At 72.3% G+C, this 24,149-nt stretch carries 22 protein-coding genes; 7 read left to right on the top strand and 15 right to left on the bottom strand.

The window, feature by feature from the left end; genetic code table 11:
* Positions 1 to 16: 16 nt before the first annotated feature.
* From CFP66_RS10085 to CFP66_RS10070, 4 genes are all read right to left on the bottom strand, one after another.
* Entirely contained in the window at positions 17 to 916 is a 900-nt protein-coding gene (locus CFP66_RS10085; protein ID WP_094923056.1) for a TIGR03620 family F420-dependent LLM class oxidoreductase, read from the bottom strand.
* Positions 917 to 1,046: 130 nt separating this feature from the next.
* Positions 1,047 to 1,388, bottom strand: a complete 342-nt coding sequence (locus CFP66_RS10080) for a helix-turn-helix transcriptional regulator (RefSeq protein ID WP_094922517.1) — start codon at positions 1,386 to 1,388, stop codon at positions 1,047 to 1,049.
* Between the two features lie 82 nt (positions 1,389 to 1,470).
* Positions 1,471 to 2,502 carry an endonuclease/exonuclease/phosphatase family protein gene (locus tag CFP66_RS10075; RefSeq protein WP_094922515.1) on the bottom strand — a complete coding sequence of 344 codons (1,032 nt, stop codon included), beginning with the start codon at positions 2,500 to 2,502 and terminating at the stop codon, positions 1,471 to 1,473.
* A gap of 79 nt (positions 2,503 to 2,581) precedes the next feature.
* A complete protein-coding gene (locus tag CFP66_RS10070) occupies positions 2,582 to 3,775 on the bottom strand; it encodes an MFS transporter (protein ID WP_158228058.1) in 1,194 nt (397 codons plus the stop codon).
* A gap of 86 nt (positions 3,776 to 3,861) precedes the next feature.
* Between CFP66_RS10070 and CFP66_RS10065 the strand changes: the two genes are divergently transcribed.
* Both CFP66_RS10065 and CFP66_RS10060 read left to right on the top strand, forming a co-directional pair.
* The gene (locus CFP66_RS10065) at positions 3,862 to 4,308 is read left to right on the top strand and encodes a Fur family transcriptional regulator (RefSeq protein WP_094923054.1); all 447 of its coding nucleotides are present in this window, start codon (positions 3,862 to 3,864) and stop codon (positions 4,306 to 4,308) included.
* Positions 4,305 to 5,801: a catalase gene (locus CFP66_RS10060; protein WP_094922512.1), complete on the top strand. Its 1,497-nt coding sequence runs from the start codon at positions 4,305 to 4,307 to the stop codon at positions 5,799 to 5,801. Before CFP66_RS10065 ends, CFP66_RS10060 begins: the two co-directional genes overlap by 4 nt.
* Positions 5,802 to 5,857: 56 nt before the next feature.
* Here CFP66_RS10060 and CFP66_RS47860 read toward each other — a convergent pair whose 3' ends face one another.
* The 5 genes from CFP66_RS47860 to CFP66_RS10035 all read right to left on the bottom strand — a co-directional run bounded on the left by CFP66_RS47860 (position 5,858) and on the right by CFP66_RS10035 (position 12,231).
* On the bottom strand, positions 5,858 to 7,282 hold the full coding sequence (locus CFP66_RS47860) for a hypothetical protein (RefSeq protein WP_094922511.1): 1,425 nt from the start codon (positions 7,280 to 7,282) through the stop codon (positions 5,858 to 5,860).
* Positions 7,279 to 8,868, bottom strand: coding sequence for a glycoside hydrolase family 38 C-terminal domain-containing protein (locus CFP66_RS10050; protein ID WP_094922509.1), 1,590 nt, complete (start codon positions 8,866 to 8,868; stop codon positions 7,279 to 7,281). The genes CFP66_RS47860 and CFP66_RS10050 overlap by 4 nt, the downstream gene beginning before the upstream one ends.
* 69 nt (positions 8,869 to 8,937) lie before the next feature.
* Positions 8,938 to 9,855, bottom strand: a complete 918-nt coding sequence (locus CFP66_RS10045; RefSeq protein WP_094922508.1) for a carbohydrate ABC transporter permease — start codon at positions 9,853 to 9,855, stop codon at positions 8,938 to 8,940.
* On the bottom strand, positions 9,852 to 10,820 hold the full coding sequence (locus CFP66_RS10040) for a carbohydrate ABC transporter permease (protein WP_198961358.1): 969 nt from the start codon (positions 10,818 to 10,820) through the stop codon (positions 9,852 to 9,854). The genes CFP66_RS10045 and CFP66_RS10040 overlap by 4 nt, the downstream gene beginning before the upstream one ends.
* Positions 10,821 to 10,824: 4 nt before the next feature.
* Positions 10,825 to 12,231, bottom strand: coding sequence for an ABC transporter substrate-binding protein (locus tag CFP66_RS10035; protein ID WP_094922506.1), 1,407 nt, complete (start codon positions 12,229 to 12,231; stop codon positions 10,825 to 10,827).
* A gap of 252 nt (positions 12,232 to 12,483) precedes the next feature.
* Here CFP66_RS10035 and CFP66_RS10030 point away from each other — a divergent pair, with 252 nt between their 5' ends.
* The gene (locus tag CFP66_RS10030; protein ID WP_094922505.1) at positions 12,484 to 13,569 is read left to right on the top strand and encodes an ABC transporter ATP-binding protein; all 1,086 of its coding nucleotides are present in this window, start codon (positions 12,484 to 12,486) and stop codon (positions 13,567 to 13,569) included.
* A gap of 53 nt (positions 13,570 to 13,622) precedes the next feature.
* On the opposite strand, the gene CFP66_RS10025 is transcribed toward CFP66_RS10030, so the two are convergent.
* The 4 genes from CFP66_RS10025 to CFP66_RS10010 form a co-directional block, all read right to left on the bottom strand.
* The gene (locus tag CFP66_RS10025; RefSeq protein ID WP_143517199.1) at positions 13,623 to 14,648 is read right to left on the bottom strand and encodes a GNAT family N-acetyltransferase; all 1,026 of its coding nucleotides are present in this window, start codon (positions 14,646 to 14,648) and stop codon (positions 13,623 to 13,625) included.
* A gap of 65 nt (positions 14,649 to 14,713) precedes the next feature.
* On the bottom strand, positions 14,714 to 16,546 hold the full coding sequence (locus tag CFP66_RS10020; RefSeq protein ID WP_369805024.1) for a prolyl oligopeptidase family serine peptidase: 1,833 nt from the start codon (positions 16,544 to 16,546) through the stop codon (positions 14,714 to 14,716).
* Positions 16,547 to 16,580: 34 nt separating this feature from the next.
* The gene (locus CFP66_RS10015; RefSeq protein ID WP_369805003.1) at positions 16,581 to 16,958 is read right to left on the bottom strand and encodes a VOC family protein; all 378 of its coding nucleotides are present in this window, start codon (positions 16,956 to 16,958) and stop codon (positions 16,581 to 16,583) included.
* 81 nt (positions 16,959 to 17,039) lie between these two features.
* Positions 17,040 to 17,609, bottom strand: coding sequence for a dienelactone hydrolase family protein (locus CFP66_RS10010; protein WP_094922498.1), 570 nt, complete (start codon positions 17,607 to 17,609; stop codon positions 17,040 to 17,042).
* A gap of 93 nt (positions 17,610 to 17,702) precedes the next feature.
* Between CFP66_RS10010 and CFP66_RS10005 the strand changes: the two genes are divergently transcribed.
* Both CFP66_RS10005 and CFP66_RS10000 read left to right on the top strand, forming a co-directional pair.
* Positions 17,703 to 18,386 carry a MerR family transcriptional regulator gene (locus CFP66_RS10005; RefSeq protein WP_094922497.1) on the top strand — a complete coding sequence of 228 codons (684 nt, stop codon included), beginning with the start codon at positions 17,703 to 17,705 and terminating at the stop codon, positions 18,384 to 18,386.
* Between the two features lie 29 nt (positions 18,387 to 18,415).
* Positions 18,416 to 18,820 (top strand): PPOX class F420-dependent oxidoreductase, encoded by a 405-nt coding sequence (locus CFP66_RS10000; protein ID WP_094922495.1) that lies wholly within the window; start codon positions 18,416 to 18,418, stop codon positions 18,818 to 18,820.
* A 17-nt stretch (positions 18,821 to 18,837) separates the two neighbouring features.
* Here CFP66_RS10000 and CFP66_RS09995 read toward each other — a convergent pair whose 3' ends face one another.
* Together CFP66_RS09995 and CFP66_RS09990 are read right to left on the bottom strand one after the other, a co-directional pair.
* Positions 18,838 to 19,461 (bottom strand): maleylpyruvate isomerase family mycothiol-dependent enzyme, encoded by a 624-nt coding sequence (locus CFP66_RS09995; RefSeq protein ID WP_094922493.1) that lies wholly within the window; start codon positions 19,459 to 19,461, stop codon positions 18,838 to 18,840.
* An 84-nt stretch (positions 19,462 to 19,545) separates the two neighbouring features.
* Positions 19,546 to 20,328 (bottom strand): methyltransferase, encoded by a 783-nt coding sequence (locus tag CFP66_RS09990; RefSeq protein WP_094922492.1) that lies wholly within the window; start codon positions 20,326 to 20,328, stop codon positions 19,546 to 19,548.
* 112 nt (positions 20,329 to 20,440) lie between these two features.
* Here CFP66_RS09990 and CFP66_RS09985 point away from each other — a divergent pair, with 112 nt between their 5' ends.
* Positions 20,441 to 20,863, top strand: a complete 423-nt coding sequence (locus tag CFP66_RS09985; RefSeq protein WP_094922490.1) for a DUF6069 family protein — start codon at positions 20,441 to 20,443, stop codon at positions 20,861 to 20,863.
* Between the two features lie 141 nt (positions 20,864 to 21,004).
* A complete protein-coding gene (locus CFP66_RS09980; RefSeq protein WP_143517198.1) occupies positions 21,005 to 24,070 on the top strand; it encodes a BTAD domain-containing putative transcriptional regulator in 3,066 nt (1,021 codons plus the stop codon).
* Positions 24,071 to 24,149: the final 79 nt, after the last annotated feature.

The raw sequence follows: 24,149 nt of genomic DNA, 5'->3' as shown, positions 1-24,149 counted from the left end.
ACGGCACTTTCGTCGGCTAGGTGCCGACGGGAGTGCCGTTCGTCGTCGGGGACAGCGCCTCAGCCAGCCGGCGCCACCGGGGCATCGCCGTTTCGCCGGGTTCGACTCCGATGACCTGGATGCCGACGTGGTCGGCGCCGGCGTCGAGGTGCTGGTGCAGCTTGCCGACGATGGTGTCGAGGTCACCCCAGAACACCAGGTCGTCGACGAGCCGGTCGCTGCCGCGGCCACCGTCGATGTCCGCGTCCGTGTAGCCCAGCCGCAGGAACTTCGCGATGTTGTACGTCTGGGTGAAGTACGGGTGCAGGTGCTCGCGTGCGATCTCACGGGCCCGGCTCGGGTCGCTCTCGAAGAGCACCGCGTGCTCGACGCCGAGGAAAGGGTGCGCGCCCAGTACCTCCCGCGCCTGCGCCGTGTGGGCATGCGTGACGTGGTAGGTGTGCGCGCCGCTCGCCCGGTCCCGGGCCATCGCGAGCATCTTCGGGCCGTAGGCCGCAAGCAGGCGGCGTATCGGTGCCTGCGGCGCGGGATCGACGCTCGTCGTCGTGGCCAGGGCGTCGTCCAGGCTGTCGAGGTATTCGTGCATCGCCTGCAACGGCTTGATGCCCGGACGCGCGCCGCCGACGCCGAGGCCGAGCACGTGCCGGTCCGGGTAGGCGTCGGCCAGCAGGGCCGCGGCGCCGTGGGTCCACCGGGGCTCCCGGGCCCAGATCTGCGCGATGCCGTTCACCACGCTGATGCGTTGCGTGCAGGACAGGAGGTACGCGGCGTGCGTCAACGCCTCCCGTCCGTGCAGCTCCGGGATCCAGATCGCCCTCCACCCGAGCTCCTCGAGCTCCTGGACCGAATCGCGCACCGCCCCCGCAGGCCTGCCCTCGAAGTCGAACGTCCAGATCCCGAAGCGCCCCAGATCCATCCCGTCGATCGCGCCCACGTCTTCCCCTCGCGCCACGGCGGCCCTCGCGGCCGCGATAGATCGAAGTATCGCAGAATTACGATCTGTGTCAACGTGTCGAGACGCTGTGGGATCACCGGTCGAGCTGTGGCTAGAGCGCGCGTCCGAGCGCAACGACGAGCTGGGCGATGCGCTCCTCGTCGCGCCGGTAGTGCGTCCACTTCCCGATGCGGGTGGAGCGGACCAGCCCGGCGCGCTGCAGCGCGGCCATGTAGGCGGAGACGGTGGACTGCGCGAGCCCGGCCTTGGCCTGGATGTGGCTCACGCACACGCCGATCCGGTACGGGTCGGTGATGGCCGACTCCTCCGGGAAGTGCAGCTCCGGTTCGCGCAGCCACTGCAGGACCTGGAGCCGGACGGGGTTGGCGAGGGCCTTGAAGACCTCGACCAACTGGCCGGTGTCGTCGGCCGCGGGCGCGGCGTGCGTCGTCATGTGCCCTCGAGGGACGTGGAGGCGGAACCGGTGAATCGGGAAGTTCCGATGCTACAGCCGACGCTCTGCCTGCAGGACGACCTCAGCCGGGCAGCCGCAGCGTGGTGACGACGGCGCGGTGGTCGCTGCCGGCGACGTCGTGCACGTCGAACGACTCGGCGGCGATGCCTCCCGTGGCGAACACGTGGTCGATCTGCGGGCCCAGGATGCGGAACCGGGGGCTCGGGCCCCAGGTCGGGACGAGCCCGGCGCCGCGTTGGTCGGCCGCGTCGCCGCAACCGGACGTGCTCGCCCGCAGCGCCGAGTGGTCGAGGGTGGCGTTGAAGTCACCCGCCACCACCGCGGGCGTGGGCCCGGAGCACCACTGGGACAGCAGCGCCAGATCGGCGTTCCACTCGGGCACGGAGCCGGGCACCGGCGCCACCGAGTGGAAGGCGACGAAGCGCAGCTCGCCGAGCGCACCCCCGGTGACCTCGACGTAGGGGAAGGAGGAGGTCTCCTCGCCGATCCGCACGTCGACGTCGCCGAGGCGTTGCGACACGACGGCCGTGACACCTTGGACGTCGCGGCGGGAGTCGGTGGAGTGCAGTTCGTAGCCCAGGGGCTCCACCAGGGGGGCGATCTGGTCGGCGAAGTCGTTACCTGCCTCGACGAGCGCCACCGCGTCCGGCCGGTCCGCCTCGATCAGCTGCGCCACCGCGGCGGCGTCGGCGTCGCCCTCGAAGGTGTTGAACGCCATCACCTTCAGGGGGGTGCCGCCCGTGGGCACCGGGTCCGGCAGGACGCGCGGCAGCAGCATCCCCGCGCCGACCAGCAGCACGGCGAGCACGCCCGCCACGAACGGCAGCACCCGCCGTTCGAAGACCATCACCACGAGCAGCAGCACGAGCAGCGCCGCCACCCCGCACAGGATCCACGGCCGGAAGGACACGAGCTGCACGAAAGGGCTGCGCCGGTCGAGCCCGAACAGCAGGTCCGGCACCGCCGGCACGGCGACGACCAGCGAGAACACGACCGCCACGAGGTAGCGGGCGACCCCACGGCGACGCCGGCGACCCCGCGGCGGCGGGGGCGGCGAGGCGGCGGGGGAGAGGCGATCCGGCGGTGCGGTCATCGCAGGGAAGTCTGCCCCAGGTCGATTGAGAGCAGGCTGAGGAACGTGTGTGACGGCTCGCGCACGGTGGGCGTGCGGCTCAGGTTCGGGCCCGGGAGAGCAGGGCCACGAGCAGCGCGACGGCCAGCCCCGTGGTCCCCAGGACGACGACCGCCGTGGCCGGCGAGGCGCGATCCACGACGAGGCCGGCGAGCGGCGTGGCGATCGCGGCGCCGAGCGTGATGGCCGAGCCGTGCAGCCCGGTGACGAGCCCGCGGACGTGCTCGGGTGCGAGCGCGCTGACGGTCTCGGAGCTCGCGGCCACGGAGGGGGCCATCAGCAGGCCGGCAGGCACGAGCAGGAGGGCCCAGGACCACCACGGCCCGGCCAGCGCCACCGGCAGGGTGGCGACGCCGAGGCATGCGACCAGCATCGGCAACGGGCGGGAGCGCCGTGCCGCCCCGTAGAGGAAACCGCCGACGAGCGAGGCCAGGCACCAGACGGCGTTGACCAGCGGGATCCAGGCGGCCTGCCCGCTGCGTTCGAGCCCGGCGATCATCGAGAGCTCGGTGCCGAAGACCACCATCACCGCGGCCGTGGTGGCCAGCAGCGCGGCGAGCAGGCGCCGGTCGAGCCACTGCCGCACCGGCGGCGGGGGTGCGCCGGCCGCGTCCTGCGGGGCTCGGGTGGGTGGGTTGAGCAGCATCAGGGCTCCGCCCGCCACCAGCCATCCGGCCCCGACCGTCCACATCGCGGTCGTGGTCGATGCCTGGAGGGCGAGCAGGGTGCCGACGGCGGGTCCGACCATGTAGGACATCTCGACCGACATGGAGTCGAGCGCGAACGCCGGGCGTCGGCGCGCCTGCGGGACCATCGCCCCGATCGACTGGCGTGTGATGGAGTAGACGGGAACCCCGAGCAGGCCACCGAGCAGGGCGCCGGCCAGCAGCGCCGGGTAGGAGAGGAACGGGGCCGCGCTCCAGAACACGGCCTGGGCGCTCAGCGTGAGCACGAGCATCGTGCGCAGGCCGCGCCGGTCGACGAGCCGTCCGAGCAACGGTGCCCCGATGGCCATGCCGACCGTCGCCGCGGCGCCTGCGAGCCCCGCGGCCGCGTACCCGTGGCCGAGGGTGAGGACGACGTGCAGCGTGAGCGTGATGGGCGCGGCGGACGCCGGGAGGCGCGCGAGGAACGAGACCGCGGTCAGCGCGCCGACGCCGGGCAGGGACAGCACGGTGCGGTAGCCGGCGAGACCACGGACGGCTGCGGCATCGTCGTCCACGCGGGCCTTCACGTTCCCATCGTGCACGACCCCCGGTCGGGGGAGGTTCGGCGCCTTAAACTTGACTGATTCCAGAGAAGGTGGTCGAGTGGGTCCCGATGGCAGCAGAAGATGTGGCGCTCCGGCTGCGGGACGCGGGACTCCGCGTCACCGCACCCCGGCTCGCGGTGCTCGACGTGTTGGCGGAGAACCCGCACTCCACGGCCGACACCGTGGCCTCCTTGGTGCGGGCGACCCACGGTCGCGTCTCGACCCAGGCCGTGTACGACGTCCTCGCCGCGTGCACGACGGCCGGGATGCTGCGCCGGATCGAACCCGCGGGGTCGGCGGCTCGATATGAGACACGCACCGGTGACAACCACCACCACCTGGTATGCCGTCTGTGTGGCCGCACCACCGATGTCGACTGCGTCGTCGGGAGCCCACCGTGCCTGGTTCCCGGGAACACAGCGGGGTACCTGGTCGACGAGGCCGAAGTCGTCTTCTGGGGGCTTTGCCCCGACTGCCAGCGCATCCCACCACGAGTAGTGAAGGAGTCCCCGTGACCGCAGCCGAATCACGTCCGACGACGACGGACAGCGGGGCGCCCGTCGCGAGCGACGAGCACTCGCTGACGATCGGGCCCGACGGCCCGATCCTGCTCCAGGACCACTACCTGATCGAGCAGATGGCCCAGTTCAACCGGGAGCGCATCCCGGAGCGCCAGCCGCACGCGAAGGGCGGCGGGGCGTTCGGGAAGTTCGAGGTGACGAACGACGTCAGCGCCTACACGCGCGCCGCGGTGTTCCAGCCGGGCGCCGAGACCGACGTCGTCATCCGGTTCTCCACGGTGGCGGGCGAGCGCGGCAGCCCCGACACCTGGCGCGACCCGCGCGGCTTCTCCCTGAAGCTCTACACGACCGAGGGCAACCTCGACATCGTCGGCAACAACACCCCGGTCTTCTTCCTGCGCGACCCGATGAAGTTCCAACACTTCATCCGCTCGCAGAAGCGGCTGGCGCGCAACAACCTGCGCGACGCCGACATGCAGTGGGACTTCTGGACGCTGTCGCCGGAGTCGGCCCACCAGGTGGCGTGGCTGATGGGCGACCGCGGCATCCCGCGCACCTGGCGGCACATGAACGGGTACTCCAGCCACACGTACTCGTGGATCAACGCCGCGGGCGAGCAGTTCTGGGTGAAGTACCACTTCAAGAGCGACCAGGGCGTGGAGTGCCTCACCCAGGCCGACGCCGACCGGATCGCGGGCGAGGACGGCGACCACCACCAGCGTGACCTGTACGACTCGATCGAGCGCGGGGAGTTCCCGAGCTGGACGCTGAAGATGCAGATCATGCCGTTCGAGGACGCCAAGACCTACCGGTTCAACCCGTTCGACCTCACGAAGGTCTGGCCGCACGGCGACTACCCGCTCATCGACGTCGGCAGGCTGACGCTCAACCGCAACGTCAGCGACTACCACGCGGAGATGGAGCAGGCCGCGTTCCAGCCGAACAACCTGGTGCCCGGCACCGGCCTGTCCCCGGACAAGATGCTGCTGGCCCGGGGCTTCTCCTACGCGGACGCGCACCGCGCCCGCCTGGGCACGAACTACCAGCAGATCCCGGTCAACCGCCCGCAGGTTCCCGTCCACAGCTACTCCAAGGACGGCGCGATGCGGATGGACAACGTGAGCGACCCGGTGTACGCGCCGAACTCGATGGGCGGCCCGAAGGCCGACCCGGCACGGGCCGTCTACTCGAACCACTTCGCCGTCGACGGCGACATGGTGCGCCAGGCCTACACGCTGCGCGCCGAGGACGACGACTACGGCCAGGCCAACACGCTCGTCAACAAGGTGTTCACCGAGGAGCAGCGGGCGCGGCTCGTCGACAACGTCGCCGGCGCCGCGTCCGGCGTGCAGTCCGAGGACATCCGCGAGCGCGTCTACCAGTACTGGAAGAACATCGACAAGGCCATCGGCGACAAGATCGAGGCCGCGATCAAGGCGAAGCTGGCCGAGGGCGAGAGCGAGAAGGGCGGAGCCCGCTTCGACTGACCCCGCCCCGCACGTGACGACGGCCCCCGGGTTCGCCCCGGGGGCCGTCGTGCGTTCTAGCTGCGCGAGATCGTCAGGACGTGGTGTCCGGACAGGTCCGCCGGGACGTGGTGGCGGTCCCCGGTCACGTCGTCGCCGTCCAGCCGCACCTGCGCGAGCGGCCCCTCGCCGTCCACGACCACGTCGAGCGTCGCGCCCCGCCAGGGCACGCCGTCGGCGGTCACGCGACCGAGTCCGGGCAGGACGGTGTCGGCGATGCGGAGCCCGTCGATCGCGGGGTCGAGGCCCAGTACCCCGCGGTGGACGAGCCGGAGGTAGGCGGTCGCCGACCACGTCTGGTCGACCAGCGGGGGCCACTCGTGATCCACCTGCCATCCGCCGGAGGGCGCGCCGGTGCGGGCGTCGTGGATCTCCCAGAAGCGCCGGTCCCCGCGGACGGTGAGGGCAGCCAGGTCGTCCAGCACCTGGCGGGCGACCTCGGGTGCCGGCTCGAGGGCGCCGAGCCCGACCAGGCCCATCACCATCGGCCAGCACATCACGTTGTGCCGGCCCGGCCGCCGCTCGTCGTAGCGCGGGAAGGACGGCCAGACGTTGACGTGCCCCCACGGTTCACGGTGCAACCCGCGGAGCAGCGCGGCGGCACGAGCGGGCGGAACCACTCCGAACGCCGCGAGCAGGCCCACACCGGCGGCCTCCTCGGAGTGGTCCAGGGTGCCGTCGGAGTGGCGGAGATAGCCGTAGGCGCCGCGCGCGTCGTCCCGGAGCCCGGTGTCGATCGCGGTGGCGAGCGCGCCGGCGCGCTCGTCGAAGCGCGGGGCCTCGGGCTCGCCCAGCGCCCCGGCCATCGCGGCCAGTGCCCGCAGGGCGCCGACGTAGACCGCGTTGGTGGACAGGCAGGCGATGATGTCGGTCCCGGGATGGTCCAGCACGAACGACGACCCCTCGGGGACCCGCGCAGGTGGTGCGGGGAAGCCGGAGATGCCGTCCTGCATCAGGGCCGGCCCGCGGTAGAGCTCGGAGGTCGCGTCGAAGCGGGTGGCGTCGAGGACCGCCAGGGTGCGGATGCCGATCCCGTAGGCCTCCCGCAGGAACTCCCGGTCCCCGGTCGCCCGGACGTGGCGCTCGGCCGCCACGACCCACACGATCTGGTCCCACCACTGCGCGTCCTGGGCGACGAGCCGGCCGGCGGGGCCGTCCTCGCACACCATCCGCAGGGTGGCGGCCGCGACGTCGGGTGCCAGCAGCGACACCGCGTCCCAGGCGTTGAGCGCGGCGTCCCGGGTCCACGGGTCGGGGTAGCCGGCCCCGGCGCGCACGTACTGCGGCGGGTCCGTCGCGTCCCGGCCGGGCACGATGTTGGCGGCCAGGGTCGCCGCCGCGAGGTCGTAGGTGTCGGCCAGTTCGACCGCTCCGCTCGCCGAGACCCGCGGCGACCAGGACGGGCGGGGGAGGACTCCCGCACGGGCGTCGGCGCCGGTCACCGGGCGCTCATCCGCAACGTGACGATCTCGAACGGGCGCAGCCGCAGCGAGATCGCCTGACCGTCCACGGTGTCCAGGGCGCTGCCCTGCCGGTCGTCCTCGAGCAGGTCCACCTCCCGGACACCGGTCACCGGGACGTCCAGCCGCACGGCGGCGCGGGCCCGGACCCCGAGCGGCTCGTAGAGGCGCAGGACGAGGTCGCCGGACCGGTCGTCGGCCGGCTTCACCGTCTCCAGCACCACCGGCCCCTCGACCGCGGCGAGCGGGCGGACCGCGCCGGCGCCGGTGACCCGGCGTTCGGGGGTCCCGAGGGCGTACCCCTCGCGGACCGCGTCGGAGACGGCGGCGCCGGGCACGAGGGAGTACCGGGTGGTGTGGCGTCCCTGGTCGGTCTCGGGGTCGGGGAACACCGGGCCGCGCAGCAGCGACAGCCGCACCGTCGTGAAGGTGCCCCCGTCGGGGTGCGGGTGCCGCGTGACGTCGTGGCCGTAGGTGGCGTCGTTGACCACCGCGGCGCCGAAGTCGGGCTCGCCCACGTGCACCCAGCGGTGGGCCACGACCTCGAAGCGGGCGGCCTCCCAGCTGGTGTTCTCGTGCGTGGGACGCACCAGGTGGCCGAACTGCGTCTCGTAGGCGGCCGTGTCGGTGTGGACGTCGACGGGGAAGGCGACCTTGAGGATGTGCTCCTGCTCGTGCCAGTCGACCTCGGTGACCAGGTCGACCCGCGCCGTGTCCGCGGCGAGGGACACCTGCTGCACCGCCGACGAGCCGTGCCCGAAGGACCGGAAGACGCGGACGCCGGGCCGGCCGTCGTCGAGCGTGACCGGCTCGATGCGGTCGACGGCGTCGATGTCGCGCACCGTGTTGCGGTAGTACTCGTCGACGTCCCAGGCGTCCCACTCCACGGGGAAGTCGGGGTGCAACTGCAGGAGGTTGCCGCGAGCGCCGGGTGGGATGCACTCCCGGCCGCCGACGACCGCGGAGACGATCGTGCCGTCGGGCGCGAGTCGCACCCGCAGGTGGGCGTTCGACAGCTCCCACCCGCCGTCGTCGCGGCGCTCCACCCGGCTCGGCTCCTCGGCGCGGCCGGGGGCGTCGACCGGGGCGAGGGCGTAGGCCGCCACGTCGCGGCGGGCGAAGGGCGAGGCGTTGGCGACGAGCTCGGTGTCCCCGCGGCCGGCGAGGGCGGCCAGGGACCGGGTGATGATCGTCTCGAGCGCGGCGGCGATCTCCCGGTGCTTCTCCCGGGTCTCCTGGTGCACCCAGGCGATGCCGGTGCCGGGGAGCAGGTCGTGGAACTGGTGGAGCAGGAGCATGCGCCACTGCGCGTCGAGCTCGTCGTAGGGGTAGTCGGCGAGCCCGCGCGCCGCGGCGGCCGCGGCCCAGGCCTCCGCCTCGTGGAACAGCCGCTCGCAGGTCCGGTTGCCCCGCTTCACCTCGGCCTGGCTGGTGAGCGTCCCCCGGTGCAGCTCGAGGTAGAGCTCGCCCTTCCAGACCGGCGCCTGCGCGTACTGCGCCTCGGCCTCGGCGGTGGCTCGGCGTCCCGCGGTTCCCGAGCCGGGCGGCTCTGGTGAGCCCTTCTTCACGCAGATTGTCGTCGACGGTAACCGTGGTAGTCGCAGGACCTCGGCCCTCGATCGTGCTCACGGCACGGCTCAGCCCTTGACGCTGCCGGCGAGCAGGCCGCGCACGAAGTAGCGCTGCAGGGCGAGGAAGACGACCAGCGGGACGATGATCGCGACGAATGCGCCGGGCGCGAGCAGGTGCCAGTCGGAGCCGCGGCTGCCCGCGAGGTTGGCGAGGCGGACGGTCAACGGGGCGACGTCGAGCGTCCCCCCGGCGAAGACCAGTGCGACGAGCAGGTCGTTCCACACCCACAGGAACTGGAACACCGCGAACGCCGCGATGGCGGGCTTCATCAGGGGCAGCATGATGGTGGTGAAGATCCGGACGTGGCCGGCGCCGTCCACCCGCGCGGCCTCCACGAGCTCCGACGGGATCTCGCGCATCGAATTGTGCAGCAGGAAGATCGCCAGCGGCAGCGCGAACGTCGAGTGCGCGATCCAGACGGTCCAGAAGGTGCCGTTCAGCCCGGTGCCGACGAAGATCTCCAGCAGCGGCAGCAGCGCGACCTGCAGCGGCACGATCTGCAGCGCGAAGATCGCCACGAACAGCGTGTCGCGCAGCGGGAACCGGATCCACGCGAAGCCGTACGCCGCCATCGTGGCCAGGATGATCGGGATCGCCACCGACGGGATCGTGATCAGGATCGAGTTGACGAAGAAGCCACCGAGTGGCTGGCTGCCGCCCAGCAGCACGTCGGCGTAGTTGTCGAACGTCAGGTCCGGGTTCGCGAAGAACGTCCACCAGCCGGTGCGCCGCACGTCGCGCTCCGGGCGGAACGACGACAGGAACAGCCCGAAGGTCGGGAGCGTCCAGAGCACGGCGATGACGAGGGCGGCGATCGACGCCCACGGTGAGCTGAGGCCCTTCCGCGCCGCGGCCGAGCGGGTGGACGGCGGGCCGGCGAGGCCGGGCGTCGGCGGCCCGGGTGCGCTGTCGACGACGGTCATCGCGCGTCCGCCCTCCGCATCTGCCGCACGTTGTAGATCACGATCGGCACCACGAGGAAGAAGAGCACCATGGCCAGCGCCGAGCCCATTCCCAGCTCCGAGAGCCGGAAGCTCTGCAGGTAGAACTCGTTGGCCACGACGCTGGTGCCGAACTGGCCGCCGGTCATCGTGCGGACGATGTCGAAGACCTTCAGCACCGCGATGCTGATCGCGGTGACCACGACGACGACGGCGGGCCGGATGCTCGGCAGCGTGATGTGGACGAACAGCCGCACGCCGCCGACGCCGTCGAGCCGGGCGGCCTCGATGATGTCGCCGGGGATGGCCTTGATCGCGGCAGACAGCACCGTCATCGCGAAGCCGGCCTGGACCCAGATCATCACGACGATCAGCAGCAGGTTGTTCCACGGCCGCTGCAGCATGAAGTCGATCGGTTCCAGGCCCAGCCACACGAGCGCCTGGTTCGCCAGGCCGATCTGCTGGATGTCCTGCTGGTCCGGCCGGTAGGCGTAGACGAACTTCCAGATGATGGCCGCGCCGACGAAGGAGATCGCCATCGGCAGGAAGATCAGCGCCTTCGCGAGCGACTCGAACCGCGTGCGGTCCACCAGCACCGCGTAGACCAGGCCGATCGCCGTGGCGAGGACCGGGGTGATCACCACCCAGAGCAGGGTGTTGCGCAGCACGACCACCAGGTCGGGCTGGGTGAAGATCCGGATGTAGTTGTCGAGGCCGACGAAGCCCGCGCTGCGCGCGTCGAGCACGGACTGCACGGCGGTGCGTCCCGCCGGGTAGAGCAGGCCGACCAGGAGCAGCAGGACGGCGGGAGCGGTGAACGCGAGGCCGGACACCAGGTCGGTGCGCCGGCCGCGGGCGCGGCCCGCGACGAGCAGGACCACGCCCATCACGGCCGCGAAGACGGCCACCGCGACGAGCAGTTGGAGGAGCTTGTCGAGCGGGGTCACGCCACTACGACGACGCGGGCCAGGACTGCTCGATGAACTCCAGCGACTCCTGGGTGCTCTGACCGGTGATCCAGTCCGTCATGGCCCGCCAGAACGTCGCGGAGCCCACGGCCGCCGGCATCAGGTCGGACCCGTCGAACCGGAACGTGTTGCTCTCGTCCAGCAGGATCTCGGCCGACTTGCGGTCGATCGGGTTGGACAGGTTGGCGGGGTCGAGGCCGGCGTTGGCACTGATCCAGCCGCTCTGCCCGAGCTCGCCGCCGGCCAGCGCCTTCGCGTTGGCCCATTCCGGGGAGGAGAGGTAGGCCTGGAACGCCTGCACCTCGGGCCGGTCGGAGAACGCGACCACGAACTCCGAGCCGACGAGGATCGTCTGCGGCGCGGCCGGGTCGATCGGCGGCAGCTCGAACGCGAAGACCTGACCGTTCTCGGAGATGTCGGTGTCCTCGGGGAAGTTGGCCGCGTAGAAGTTGGCCTGGCGGTGCATGTAGCAGGTCTCGTCGAGGATCGGCTGGCCGCCGTCCTGGAAGGTCGTGGTGGCGATCGAGGAGACGTCGCCGAGACCGCCGTTGACGAAGTCGGGGTTCTTCAGGATCGAGCCGACCCGGTCGAGCGCGGCCTCGATCCGCGGGTCGTTGAACGGGATGGCGTGCGACACCCACTGGTCGTAGACCTCGGCGCCGCTCTCGCGCAGCACCACGTCCTCGAGCCAGTCGGTGAGCGGCCAGCCGGTGGCGTCCCCGGAGCCGATGCCGGCACACCACGGCTTTCCGTCCTCCGCGACGATCCGGTCGGACAGCGCGATCATCTCGTCCCAGGTGGTGGGCACGGCGTAGCCCTTCGCCGCGAACGCCTGGGGCGAGTACCAGACGTAGGACTTGACGTTCGAGCCGAGCGGGGCTCCGTAGAGCGTGCCGTCGACGCTGCCCGCGGACTTGAAGGTCTCCGAGTAGTGCTGGTCGACGTTGGCGGCCACCGCCTGCGGGGCGGGCCGCACGGCACCCGGGTTCTGGCTGACCAGCGTGGTGAGCAGGCCGGGCTGGGGGATGTAGGCGAGGTCCGGCGGAGCCCCGGCCTGGACGCGTACCGGCAGCTGGGCCTCGAACTCCTTCGACCCCTCGTACACGATCTGGGTGCCGGTGCACTGCTCGAACTGCCGGTACGAGTCGATGTGCGGCTGGTCCTCGGGGGCCACGATCGAGGTGTAGATCGTGACCCGGGTTCCGGAGAGGTCGCCGTACTGGGTGAAGGCGGCGCAGTCCTCGCTCGGTGCGTCCGCGCCGTCGGTGCCGGCGGCGACGTTGCTGCCTCCGCATCCGGCGAGGACGAGGCCGAGGCTGAGGGCCGCGCCGAGCGCGCTCGTGCCCCGTGACGGCCTCCGCAGGGGCGATCCGGACTTCCGGGCAGGCATGGCGCCCCTCCGCGTCGACGTGCCGGAGCGCGCGGACCACCCGCTCCAGAGACTCGCGTCATGGAAGCGTTGCCGCAGCGGCCTCGGCAACTCCGATCTGTAACGATCCCGTAACTCCAACTTACGGTAGTTGCTCACGCACTGTTCGTGGTGGGTCTGGCCGAACAGCACTGCGCCATGGCAGGCTGCAAGCGCTTTACTCCCTCTCACTCGGATCGTCCGGCACGTTCCTGCCGGTGGAAGGAGCACAGCATGGCTGCTGTGACTTACGAAAAGGCGAGCCGGATCTACCCCGGCTCCACCAAGCCCGCGGTCGACTCGCTCGACCTCGAGGTGGCCGACGGGGAGTTCCTCGTCCTGGTAGGCCCCTCCGGGTGCGGGAAGTCCACCTCGCTGCGGATGCTCGCCGGTCTCGAGGACATCGACCAAGGCTCCATCTACATCGGCGGCCGTGACGTCACCCGGGTCCCCCCGAAGGACCGCGACATCGCGATGGTCTTCCAGAACTACGCGCTGTACCCGCACATGACCGTCGCCGAGAACATGGGCTTCGCACTCAAGATCGCGGGCAAGCCGAAGTCGGAGATCCAGCAGCGGGTGCAGGAAGCGGCGAAGATCCTCGACCTCGAGGACTACCTCGAGCGCCGCCCGAAGGCGCTCTCCGGTGGCCAGCGCCAGCGCGTCGCCATGGGCCGCGCGATCGTGCGCCAGCCGCAGGTGTTCTGCATGGACGAGCCGCTGTCCAACCTGGACGCCAAGCTGCGCGTCTCCACCCGCACGCAGATCGCCTCGCTGCAGCGCCGGCTGGGCATCACCACCGTCTACGTCACCCACGACCAGGTCGAGGCCATGACGATGGGCGACCGCGTGGCGGTGCTCAAGGACGGTCTCCTCCAGCAGGTCGACACCCCGCGGGCGATGTACGACAAGCCCGCCAACGTCTTCGTCGCCGGGTTCATCGGCTCGCCCGCGATGAACCTGCTCCCGGTCGAGGTCGACGGCGACACGCTGCACTTCGGCGGCGCCGACGTGAACATCCCGCGCCAGGCCGCCGATGCCGTCGGTGCCACCCGGTCGGTCACCGTCGGTGTTCGTCCGGAGGACATGCAGCTGGTCGACGCCGGCCGCGGGCTGCCCACGGAGGTCGACGTCGTCGAGGAGCTCGGCGCGGACGCCTACGTCTACGGCACCACCGAGGTCGGCGGCGAGCGGCGCCCGGTGATCGCGCGCGTCGACGGTCGCACCCCGCCCGACAAGGGTTCGATCATGCACTTCCTGCCGCGTGAAGGCCGTCTGCACATGTTCGCGGGCGACACGGGCGAGCGCATCGAGCTCTGAGCGTCTTCTCTCGCACGCGGCCCCGGGACCCACGGTCCCGGGGCCGCGGTGCGTCAGCCGACGGGCGCCGGTAGGGCCGCCCGCAGCCGCACCTCGGTGCCGGAGATCCCGGCTTCCGGGCGCAGTCCGGCGCGGCGCAGCAACCGCGTGATGCCGACGTCGTCGGGCCGCGCGGTACCGGTCAGCTCGCCGACGCCCTGCTCGGCCGCCAGGTCGGCGATCCGGCGCAGCAGGGCGGTGCCGAGGCCGCGACCCTGCCAGGCGTCCTCGACCAGCACCGACGCCCGTGCCGAGACCGGGCGGGCGCGCAGGTCGGGCTCGAGGTTGGCGATCCCGACGGCGCTGCCGCCGTCGGTCGTGAGGGCGAGCAGACCCGAGCCGAGCAGGGCGGCCTGCTCGTCGGGTCGCAGTCGCGGCGCCGGGTTCAGGTAGCGGGCGCGCCGGGACGCCGGGGAGCAGCGGGCGTGCAGCGCGGCCACGAGCGGCCCGTCGGCCGGGCCCGCGGTCCGCAGGCGCACCTCCGAGCCGTCGCGCAGGACCAGCGTGCGGTCGCCGGAGGCCGCAGGCGCCGGCGTGCGCATCGCGAGCTGCGTGGCGAGCTCGAGCAGCGCGGCCGCGCGGGAGAGCTCGGTGGCGGTGAACGGCCACGGGCGCCCGACGTGGATCTGCTGGGTGCCGCCGCGCAGGGTGTGCACCTCGCCGGTGGCAGCCGCGGCGGGGTCGACGAGGCGCGCCCGCAGCATTGTGGCGACCGCGCTCGGCGCGCTGCCGGGGTCGGCGGCCACCATGCGCGCCAGCGCCAGCGCCGTGGTGGCGGGATCGGAGAGCTCGGTGGCGTCGGCGCGCACGAGCAGCGTGCACGGGATACCGGCGGAGTCGACGGCATCGACCAGGACCGTCGGCTCGACGTGCTCCGGCACCTGCACCAGGAGCTCGTCGGTGACCGCGCCGTTGTCGCCCGGCTCGCCGACGACGTGCAGGGAGAGGATGTTGCAGCCGGCCGCCCCCACCGCGGACGCCAGGCCGCCGAGCCGTCCGGGCCGGTCTTCCAACTCCACGTGCATCCGCCACAGTGCCACCTGCGCCAGCATCCCCGGGGCAGGTTTCCGATCCGCTACCAGCGGGTGACGGGTAGCTACGACCTTCAGGTCGTGGCGCGACGCGCGAAGCCGATCTCCGTGGCGACGTGGCGCAGCGTCTCCTCCACCACGAGCGAGCCGTGGCCCGCGTCGAACCGGCTCACCTCGTAGGGCACGTCGCCACGTGCGGCGAGCGCCTCCAGGTAGTTGTCGATCTGCCGGATCGGGCAGCGCGGGTCGTTCTCGCCCGCCAGCAGCAGCACCGGCGCCCGAACGCGGTCGACGTAGGTGAGCGGGGACGCCTCCCGGTAGACCTCCGGCCGCTCGGTGGGGGAACCTCCGAACAGCGCTCGGTCGAACGCGCGAAGCTGCTCCATCTCGTCCTCGTAGGCCGCGAGGTAGTCGGCCACCGGCACCCCGGCCAGCGCCGCGGCCCACCGCCGGGGCTGCGTGCCGACGGCCAGCAGCGCGAGGTAGCCGCCCCAGGACCAGCCCTCGACCACGCAGCGCTGCGGGTCGACCAGGCCGTCGGCGACGCAGCGGTCGTGCACTGCGGCCACGTCCTCGAGCTCGGTGAGCCCCGGCCGGCCCTCGATCGCGTCGCGCCAGGTGGAGCCGTAGCCCGTGGACCCGCGGTAGTTGATCTCGACCACGACGAACCCGGCCTCGACCCACGCCGCCCGTCCGGCGCTGAACCGGTCCTCGTCCGCGGCATGCGGGCCGCCGTGCAGGGCGAACACCGCCGGGGGCCGGCCCTCGACGCCCGCCGGCCGCGCGACGAGGGCGTGCACCGGCCCGGCGGGGCCGTCCACCCACAGGTCATCCACGGCCACCGAGCCCGGCGCGCGCTCGCCCAGCGGCGCGACCAGCACGCGGTCGGTGCCGTCGGGGTGCAACGCCCGGACGCTCGACGGCTCGGCGGCCGACGAGCACGTGTACTCGACGGTGCCGTCCGGACGCACCTGCGCCGAGCCCACGCAGCCGGGCGCCACGGGCAGCTCGGTGAGCGCGCCGGTCTGCAGGTCGTACCGGTACAACCGGGTGCGGGCGGCGGCGGTGTGCCAGACGAGCAGGTGCCGCCCGTCGGGGTGGAAGTCGGCGACGACCTCGCCGGGCAGGTCGAGCGCCACCTCCCGTTCGGTGTCGCTCAGGACGTCCCAGACCAGCAGCTCCTCGCGCCCGTGGCGCTCGTGCAGCAACAGCAGCCGCCCGTCCCCGCGGACCGGTGCGAACTCCAGCGGCGTGAGGCCCCTGCCCGGCCCGTCCGACTTCTCGGCGACGAGCCGGCCGTCGGACACGCGCACGACGCGCACCGCCGGGTGGCGGGAGTCGCCGTGCTCGGAGTGGCTGATCGCGAGCAGCGTCTCGTCCTCCGACAGCGCGCCGACACCGGCATCCTCGGCGTGCTGGTAGACGATCTCGGCCGGGCCGTCGCCGCGGCGCAGCCAGATCTTCGTGCCGTCGTCGGTCGACGTGCCGGCGGCGACCGTCGCGCGTCCGATCTCCAGCCCGGCCGGGTAGCCGTCCTCGACGCCGGGGAGGGCGGGCGCCGGCTCGCTGCGGTCGGGCAGGCCGGCGAACGGCTCGCGTACCCAGTGCCCGAACTCGTCGCCGTCGCTGTCGGCGAACCACCAGACCGAGCCGCCGTCGGGCGGCAAGGTGGCGATGTGCGTGCCGCTGCGGCGGTCGGTGACCTTCCGGTGCTGGTCGGTGGCGCGGTCCCAGACGTACACCTCCGTGGTGCCGCTGGCGTTCGAGGTGTAGACGCACCGATCGGGCACGTCGCGTGCCCACCCCGGCCGGGACATCCGCGGCGCGGTGAACCGGGCGCGCCAGCGCTGCTCGCGTTCGTCGTCGAAGAGCCGGTCGGGAACAGGGGCGGCGGGGTGCGCACTCACACTCACCCCCAGGATCATGCCCCACCCGGGCCCGTCAGTCGTTCACGAAGAAGCAGAAGGGGTGCCCGACCGGGTCCAGGACGACGCGCACATGCTCCTGCGGCTGGAACTCGGCGAGCGACGCTCCCGCGGCCAGCGCGTGGGCGACGGCGGCATCGAGGTCCTCGACCTCGATGTCCAGGTGCAGCATCATCTGCTGGCGTTCGCGTTCGGCGGGCCACGCGGGCCGCTCGTAGAGCTCCTCGAGCTGGAACGACAGCCCGGGCCCGCCGCCGGGTGGCCGCAGGGTCACCCAGGCGGGATCGTCGTCGACCACGGGCCAGCCCAGGAGCTGGTGGTAGAACCGCGCGAGGGCGCGGGGGTCCGGCGCGTCGAGCACCGTTGCGGCCATTGTCATGGTCGGTCTGCCCACCTGGTCCCACTCCTCTCCCGGATCGTGCTGGTCCCCGCCATGGTGGCCCGATGCGCACGTCGCCGCAGCGGGAACCGGCCGTCAGCGATCGGTCGCGTCGAGGAACCGGAGCACGCGCCGCGTCAGCAGCGCCGCGGCGTCGGCGTCGTGGTCGGGCAGGCTGCTGTCGGTGAACAGGTGCCGATCACCGGGATAGAGGAACAGCTCCGCCGTAGGGATCGTCTCCACGAGCTGACGGGCGAGGTCCACGTCTCCCAGCTCGTCGTCGGCCATGGTGTGCATCTGCAGCGGCAGGCCCGCAGGCCATGGCGCTCCGAACTCCGACGGCGGGACGCAGCCGTGCATCAGCAGGGCTCCCCGCGTGCCGGAACGCGTCTGGGCCAGCGCCTGCGCGGGCACCACGCCGAGCGAGAAGCCGGCGTAGACGATCTCCTCGGCGAGCCCGTCCGCGCACGCCCGCCCCCGCTCGACGAGGGTGCCGAAGCCGAGCTGCTCGGCATGGGCGACACCGTCGGCGAGCTCGGTGAAGGTCCTGCCCCCGTAGAGGTCCGGGACGTGCAGGACGTGGCCTGCGGCGCGCAGTTCCTCGGCGAACGACAGGCAGCCGGGCGTGAGACCGAGGGCGTGGTGGAACAGCAGGACTTCCGCCATGCCGGACGACGTTAGCGCGTGTCGACCCGGGGCAGGGGAAGCTCGGCTCGCGTCGAGAATGCCGGGAACAACCGACCTCGAACCGGAGCGCCGATGAGACCCGTGGACCTCGCTCGGCCCTACGGGTTGTCGGGGCAGGCGATCCGCAACTACGAGGCCGCCGGTGTCCTGCCTGCCGCCGAGCGCACGCGTTCGGGATACCGCAACTACACCGCCGAGCACGCCTCCGCGTTGCGGACGTTCCTCGCCCTGGTGCCCGCGCACGGCCACGCCGTGGCGCGGTCGATCATGGCTCTGGTGAACGACGGGCGCGCCGACGAGGCGCTCGTCGTCGTCGACCGCAGCCACGCCGAGCTGCTCGCGGACCGCCAGGCCCTGGACGCGATCGAACAGGCGCTCACCGCGCTGACCGGTTCCGACCGGCGCGACCAGCGCTCCAGCACGATCGCGGCGGTCGCCCACCGGCTGGAGCTCCGACCGGCCACGCTGCGGCGGTGGGAGCGGGCCGGCCTCCTGCGACCGGATCGCGATCCCGCCACCGGGTACCGCGTCTACGGCCCCGACGACGTCCGCGATGCGCACATCGTCGCGCAGCTGCGCCGCAGCGGGTACCTCCTCGCGCAGATCGTGCCGTTGCTCGACGAACTGCGGAACGCCAACTCGTCCGCCTCGGTGGCGTCCGCACTCGTCGACCGGCGCGCCCGCCTGCACGACCGCGCCCGCGCGATGCTGCACGCCGCCGCCGAGCTCGGGCGCCACCTCGACGGCTTGACCTGAAGCGGCCTTCAACTGTGAGGATCGGCGTCATGATCTTCAGCGAGAACGAGAAGCGGTACCTGACCGGCCACCTGCTGGGCCGGCTGGCGACCATCGGGCCGGCCGGTGCGCCGATGAACCATGCCGTGGCCTGCTGGGTTGATGCGGACACGGGCGTGGTCCAGGTCGGAGGGCCCGCCCTGGGGTCGTCGGCGAAGGCTCGCAACGTCGCTGCCGACCCCCGGGTATCGATCGTGATCGACGATATCCAGGACGAGGCGGTGGGTCCCGATGGGCAGCGCGGGCGGGGGCTGGAGATCCGGGGACACGCGGAGCTGGTCTCCGTGGACCAGCCCCTGTTCGACGGTTTCACCAGCGAGGCCCTGCGGATCCGGCCCCGGCGGATCCTGTCCTGGAACGTGGACGGGCCCGGCTCCCGCAACCGGAACGTGTGAGACGTGCACCACCTGGGTCAGGTGGCAGGCGTCAGCGCGTCGATCCCCGGCCCATCGAGGTCGTCCAGCCCTACCCGGCGCCCGGAGACGGCCAGGAGCAGGGCGAGGGCGGTACCTCTCACGTCCGGTCCGTCCCCGATCGACACGTCGGCGTCCGTGGCCGTCAGCCGGACCCGCGCCACGAGCTCCCTGGCGCCACCGAAGGACGCCGGCGTGCGGACCTGGAGGCGGAGCGACCGGACGACGGCCTCCTGCGGGTAGCAGCGGGTGATCCCCAAGGGTCGACGGACGTCCTCGCCGTGGACGATCTCCTCGACGAGGCGGCTGTCGAGGGGCGCCGGAGGGGTCGACGTGCGCGACGAGACCTGGCGGAGCCGCTCCAACGTGTCCCGGGGCGAGGCGCGGCGCTCGCGCTCCACCCCACGGGCGTTCAGACGGTGGAAGTCGAACCCCGCCCGGGCGAGACCGACCAGGAAGCCGACGCGCGTGGTCCGCGCCGTGTCCACGAGGTGCGCGACCACGTCGTGCACGGTCCACCCCCGGCAGAGCGACGGCGTCTCCCACCGATGATCGTCGAGGTTCTCGAGGTCGCCGATGAGGGCTGCTCGTTCCGCGTGCACCAGTGACCAGACATCTTCCACGGTTCCTCCTCCGCTCGGCGTCACAGCATCCGGTGGGTGGGACGCGTGGGAACGCGACGATTCATCGCTGCGCGGCGACGTCGTCTACCCGGTCGACCGGCGACGGCCGACGAGGTGGAAGACCCGGCTGAACCGGCGGTAGGGATCCTGACGGCTGGCCCGCAACTCGACGGCCTCCACGTTCGAGAGCTCCTCGGGGCCCGCGTCGGTGAGGTCCATCCAGTCGGTGAACAGCCACACGCCGTACCAGCCCACCGGATCCACCTCGTGGGTCCGGAGCAGTTCGGACAGCTCCTCGACGGTGTCGGCCCGGGTGTCGACGCCGAGCACCCCGCGTTCGCCACGGGCGTCGAAGGCGGCCAGGGCGTCGTCCCAGCGACGCTCGAGCGCGGGCCGGACCGCCAGCGTCGCGGCGTTGAGCGCCATCACCGACACCACGCCGCCGGCCTCCGCGCACGCCGACAGGGACGCGACCAGCGGCCCCGGCTGCTCGACGTACATCAGGACGCCGTGGCAGAGCACCCCCGCGAAGCGCTGACCCCCGGTCGCCTGCACAGCGTCCTCGCCGCGGGCCTGCACCAGCCGGACGCGTGCGCGCACCTCCGGAGCTTCCGCCGCCCGCCGTTGCTCCGCCTTGCCCAGCATCGCCGGCGAGGGATCCAGGAGCGTCACCTCGTAGCCCGCTCGGGCCAGCGGGAACGACTGGTGGCCGGCCCCGCCACCGACGTCCAGGACGGCTGCCGGTGGCGGCGGGAGGTGGTCGATCAGGTGGTGGTGCAGGACGCGGGTCCGGACCCGCCCCTTCACGGTGGCGTACGTGCCGTCCACGAACCGGTCGGCGAGCTCTGCCCAGCGATCGTCGCTCATGGGGGACCAGCATCCTCGCCGCAGCCGGATCTCCGATGAGTTCCGGCCGTGTCGCGGGTCTGTTCTGCTGGGAGACCGGCAACGGGCCGGTCGGCCACCACCGGAGGTCACCATGTCCGTCACCTGCACCGCCGCCCCCGCCGCCACGACCGCCGCTCCGTCGATCGGATCGCTCCTGCGGGGCGGGTCCGTGGCCACCGTGGTCGCCGCGGCGGCCACCGTGGCGGTCGCCGCCGTCGGTCAGGCGGTCGGGATCAGCCTCGCCATCTCCGGTGCCCCGATCCCGGTGCCCGGGTTCGCGACGCTGACGGTGATCTTCTCTGTCGTCGGGCTGCTCATCGCCCTGGCACTGCGCCGGTTCGCCCACAGCCCGCGCACCGCGTGGATCCGCACCGCCGTGGCGCTCACCGTGCTCTCCCTGGTGCCGGACCTGCTCGTCGACGCCGCCATCGCCACGAAGGTGCTGCTGATGGTGACGCACCTGGTCGCCGCGGCGATCGTGATCCCCGCGGTCGGCCGCCGGCTGCGCGGCTGACGCGGTACCGAGCGCGGCGCACGGTAGCTCGACGTGCCTCTGATCCGGCGCAGGCGGCGGTGGCGCCGAGCGGGTCCGGCACAACAATCTTCGGTGAACGATCTGACTCCGCTTCGCGTCGGACCATGATGCTGATCACAGGTGTTGCTGTCTCTCGGTCACCGGGTTTGTCTCGAGCGTCACCCGGACGGTCTGATGTGCGGCATGCCCGGGGATGCCGTGCTCACCCAGCGGACTCAGACGGTCCCGCCGCCGCAACTCAGGGTCTCGGTACTCGGCCCGGTGGAGGTGGCGGCGGGTGCGGTGCAACTGGATGTGGGGCCGGTCCTGCAACAGGCCGTGTTGGCGGCCCTCGTGCTGCGCCCGGATGTGACGCTGAGCCAGCGGGAGCTGCTGAACCGCGTATGGGGCCTGGATCAGCCGAGCACGGGCGTCAAGAACGTGCCGGGCTACATCTTCCGCCTGCGCAGGATCCTGCAGTCCGCGGGAGTGGATGCGAAATCTGTGATCGCCAGCTCCCGCGGCGGCTACCGATTCGCCAGCAGCTGTGCCCAGCTCGACATCGTCGAGCAGGAGGAGATCGCCGGCGAGGCGAGCGACGCGCGAACTGCCGGCGATCTGGCGGGCGTGGTGGATGCCCGTTCCCGGGCATTGGCGCTGCTCCGGGGTGAGCCGCTGGCCGGCGTGCCGGGTCCGTTCGCCGAAGGGGAGCGACGTCGGCTGCAGGAGCGGCGGATCGCGTTCGTGCAGGACAAGCTGGACGCGCAGATCGGGTTGGGCCGCTACGACGAGGCGATCGACGAGCTGTCGATGTGGTCGGTGGCGTACCCCCTCAGCGAGTCGATGGCCGCGTTGCTGGTGCGTGCCCTCTACGGCAGCGGCCGGCAGGCCGACGCGTTGAAGGTGCTTCCCGATCTGCGTGCCCGGCTCGTCGAGAACCTGGGGGTGGAGCCCGGCGACGAGGTGCAACGCGCGCACCAGGCGGTGCTCCGCCGGGACGACGGGTACCTCGGAATCGCTTCCCGGCAGGAGCCGCCCGCGCCGCCCCGGGCTGTCGCGGCTGCGCCGGTCGTGCCGACCCGCCGGGCACGCAACGAGCTGCCCGCCGGTGTCGGTTCGTTGATCGGCAGGGACCGGGAGCTCGAGCTGCTCACCGCGCCGGTTGTCGCCAGGGCCGTGACGGTCGTGGCTGTGGACGGGGTGGCGGGTGCCGGCAAGACGGCGCTGGCGGTGAACGCGGCACGGGCGCTACGAGAGCGAAGCCCGGACGATTGCCTGTTCGTGGATCTGCACGGGCACAGCGGGCGGGTGGCCCCGCTGCTGCAGCAGCGCGTCCTCCGTCGGCTGCTGCGAACGGTCGGCGTCGACGACAACGACATCCCGGACGATCTCGACGAACTGGCCGCCACCTGGCGGGCCGCGACCGCGTCGCTTCGTCTGGTGCTGGTACTCGATGACGCGTCCAGTTCCCAGCAGGTGCGACCGCTGCTTCCGTCGGGTGCGGGCAGCGTGGTGGTGGTGACCAGTCGCCGACGGCTGGTCGGGCTGGACGCGATCCGGAGGGTCTCCTTGGGGCCGCTCGACCTCGACGCCGCGCAGCGGTTGCTGGGCCGCATCGTGGGCGCGCCGCGAGCGGGTCGCGAACGAGCTGCGGTGCGCGATCTGGCCCGGTTGTGCGGGCGGCTGCCGCTGGCGCTGCGCATTGCGGGTGCACGGTTGCAGACACGTCCGATGTGGACGATCGAGGACCTGGTCTCGCGGTTGGCCGACGACGAGACCCGGCTCGGGGAGCTCGCCGCGGACGACCGCAGCGTCGAGGCGGCGTTCCGGCTCTCCTACGACCAGCTCCAGTGTGCCGAACAGCGCGCGTTCCGTGTGCTGGGTCTGGCACCGGTGCCGGTGCTGGACCGGCTCGCATTGGCCGCGATGCTCGGTTGCCCGCCGGGGGAGGCCGAACGCGTCCTGGAGAGCCTGGTGGACGCGAGTTTGTTGCAGCAGGTGGGACCCGGTCGGTACCGGCCGCACGACCTGGTCGCGGCGTACGCGCGGCAGCTGGCCGCGGCGGAACCCGCTGAGGACCGCAAAACCGCTCGGGTGGGGGTGCTCCGGCTCTACGTGGCTGCCGGACGGTGCGCGAACGACGGGGGTGTCGCGAGCTTCCCGACCGGACCGGAGCCGGCCGACGTACCGTTTCGCGGCTGGGAGGACGCGGCGGCTTGGCTGGACGCGGCCGGAGACCTCGCCGATGTCGTCGGGTATGCCGTGGCCGTCGGGGAGGTCGACCACGCCTGCTGGATCGCCGAGGCGGTGACCGACCACCTGGTCCGCAGGGCCCGATTCCACGAGTGCTGGGCGGCGCTCGAGACCGCGTTGTCCCGGGTCGACGAGGTCGACGACCGGCGCATGATCTCCGCGCTGCGGTTCTGGCTCGGGTTCTCCCGCGGTATGCAGGGCAACGTCGAGCAGGCGCATGCCGCGTTCACCGAGGCTCTCCGGATCAGCCGGCACTTGCGCGACCGGCGTGAAGAGGTCAGGGCGTTGGGGGGCCTCGCGCTCGTCGAGGTGATGGCCGGCATCAGCCCCGATCCGCTGGCGGCCCTCACCGAGGTGAACACGCTGGTCGACGAGATCGGGGACGACTGGCTCGCCGAATGGACGATGTCCTGCCTCGCGTTCGTCCACGGCCGGGAGGGGCGGTACGAGGAGGCGCTCGAGTGCCTGGAACGGTCGCGCCTGCTGGGCGGGAAGATCGGTAGTCAGGCCACGGCCGGGAGAACGCTGTACTACTCGGGGAGCGTCAAGCTGGATCTCGGCAGGCCCGTCGAGGCCGCGACGGATCTGCGCCAGGCCATCGAGCTCGCCGAGCGGGTCGCGGACGTCACGCTCCAGGCGAGTGCTCTGTCCAGGTTGGGTGCCGCGGAGCAGGCGCTGGGGAATCTCGACGCGGCATTCGAGCTCCACCACCGCGCCCTCTCCATGATCTCGGACCAGACCTCCGTCCACCTGGAGCTGGAGCTGCGCAACAGGCTGGGCGGATGCCACCTCGCAGCGGGGCAACACGCCCTGGCGGCCGAGCAGTTCGGCCTGGTGCGCACGCTGGTCGCGACCACGGCGGCGGGCACGACCGGAGCCGGCGCACGCGTCGGTCCGCTCGAGATCTGGCCCGGTGGAGGCCCCGGCGCCGAACAGGTGATCACCGCCCGCTGAGCCACGGGCCGGCCTCGGTGCGTCGCGGTCGTGTTCCACCACGATTTCATCAGGACCTGATCGGCATTTCCTACGGTCG

This window comes from Pseudonocardia sp. MH-G8 (genome assembly GCF_002262885.1).
Classification (GTDB): domain Bacteria; phylum Actinomycetota; class Actinomycetes; order Mycobacteriales; family Pseudonocardiaceae; genus Pseudonocardia.
Note: the sequence above shows the minus strand (reverse complement) of the source record. Positions and strands in the feature narration are given on the sequence as shown.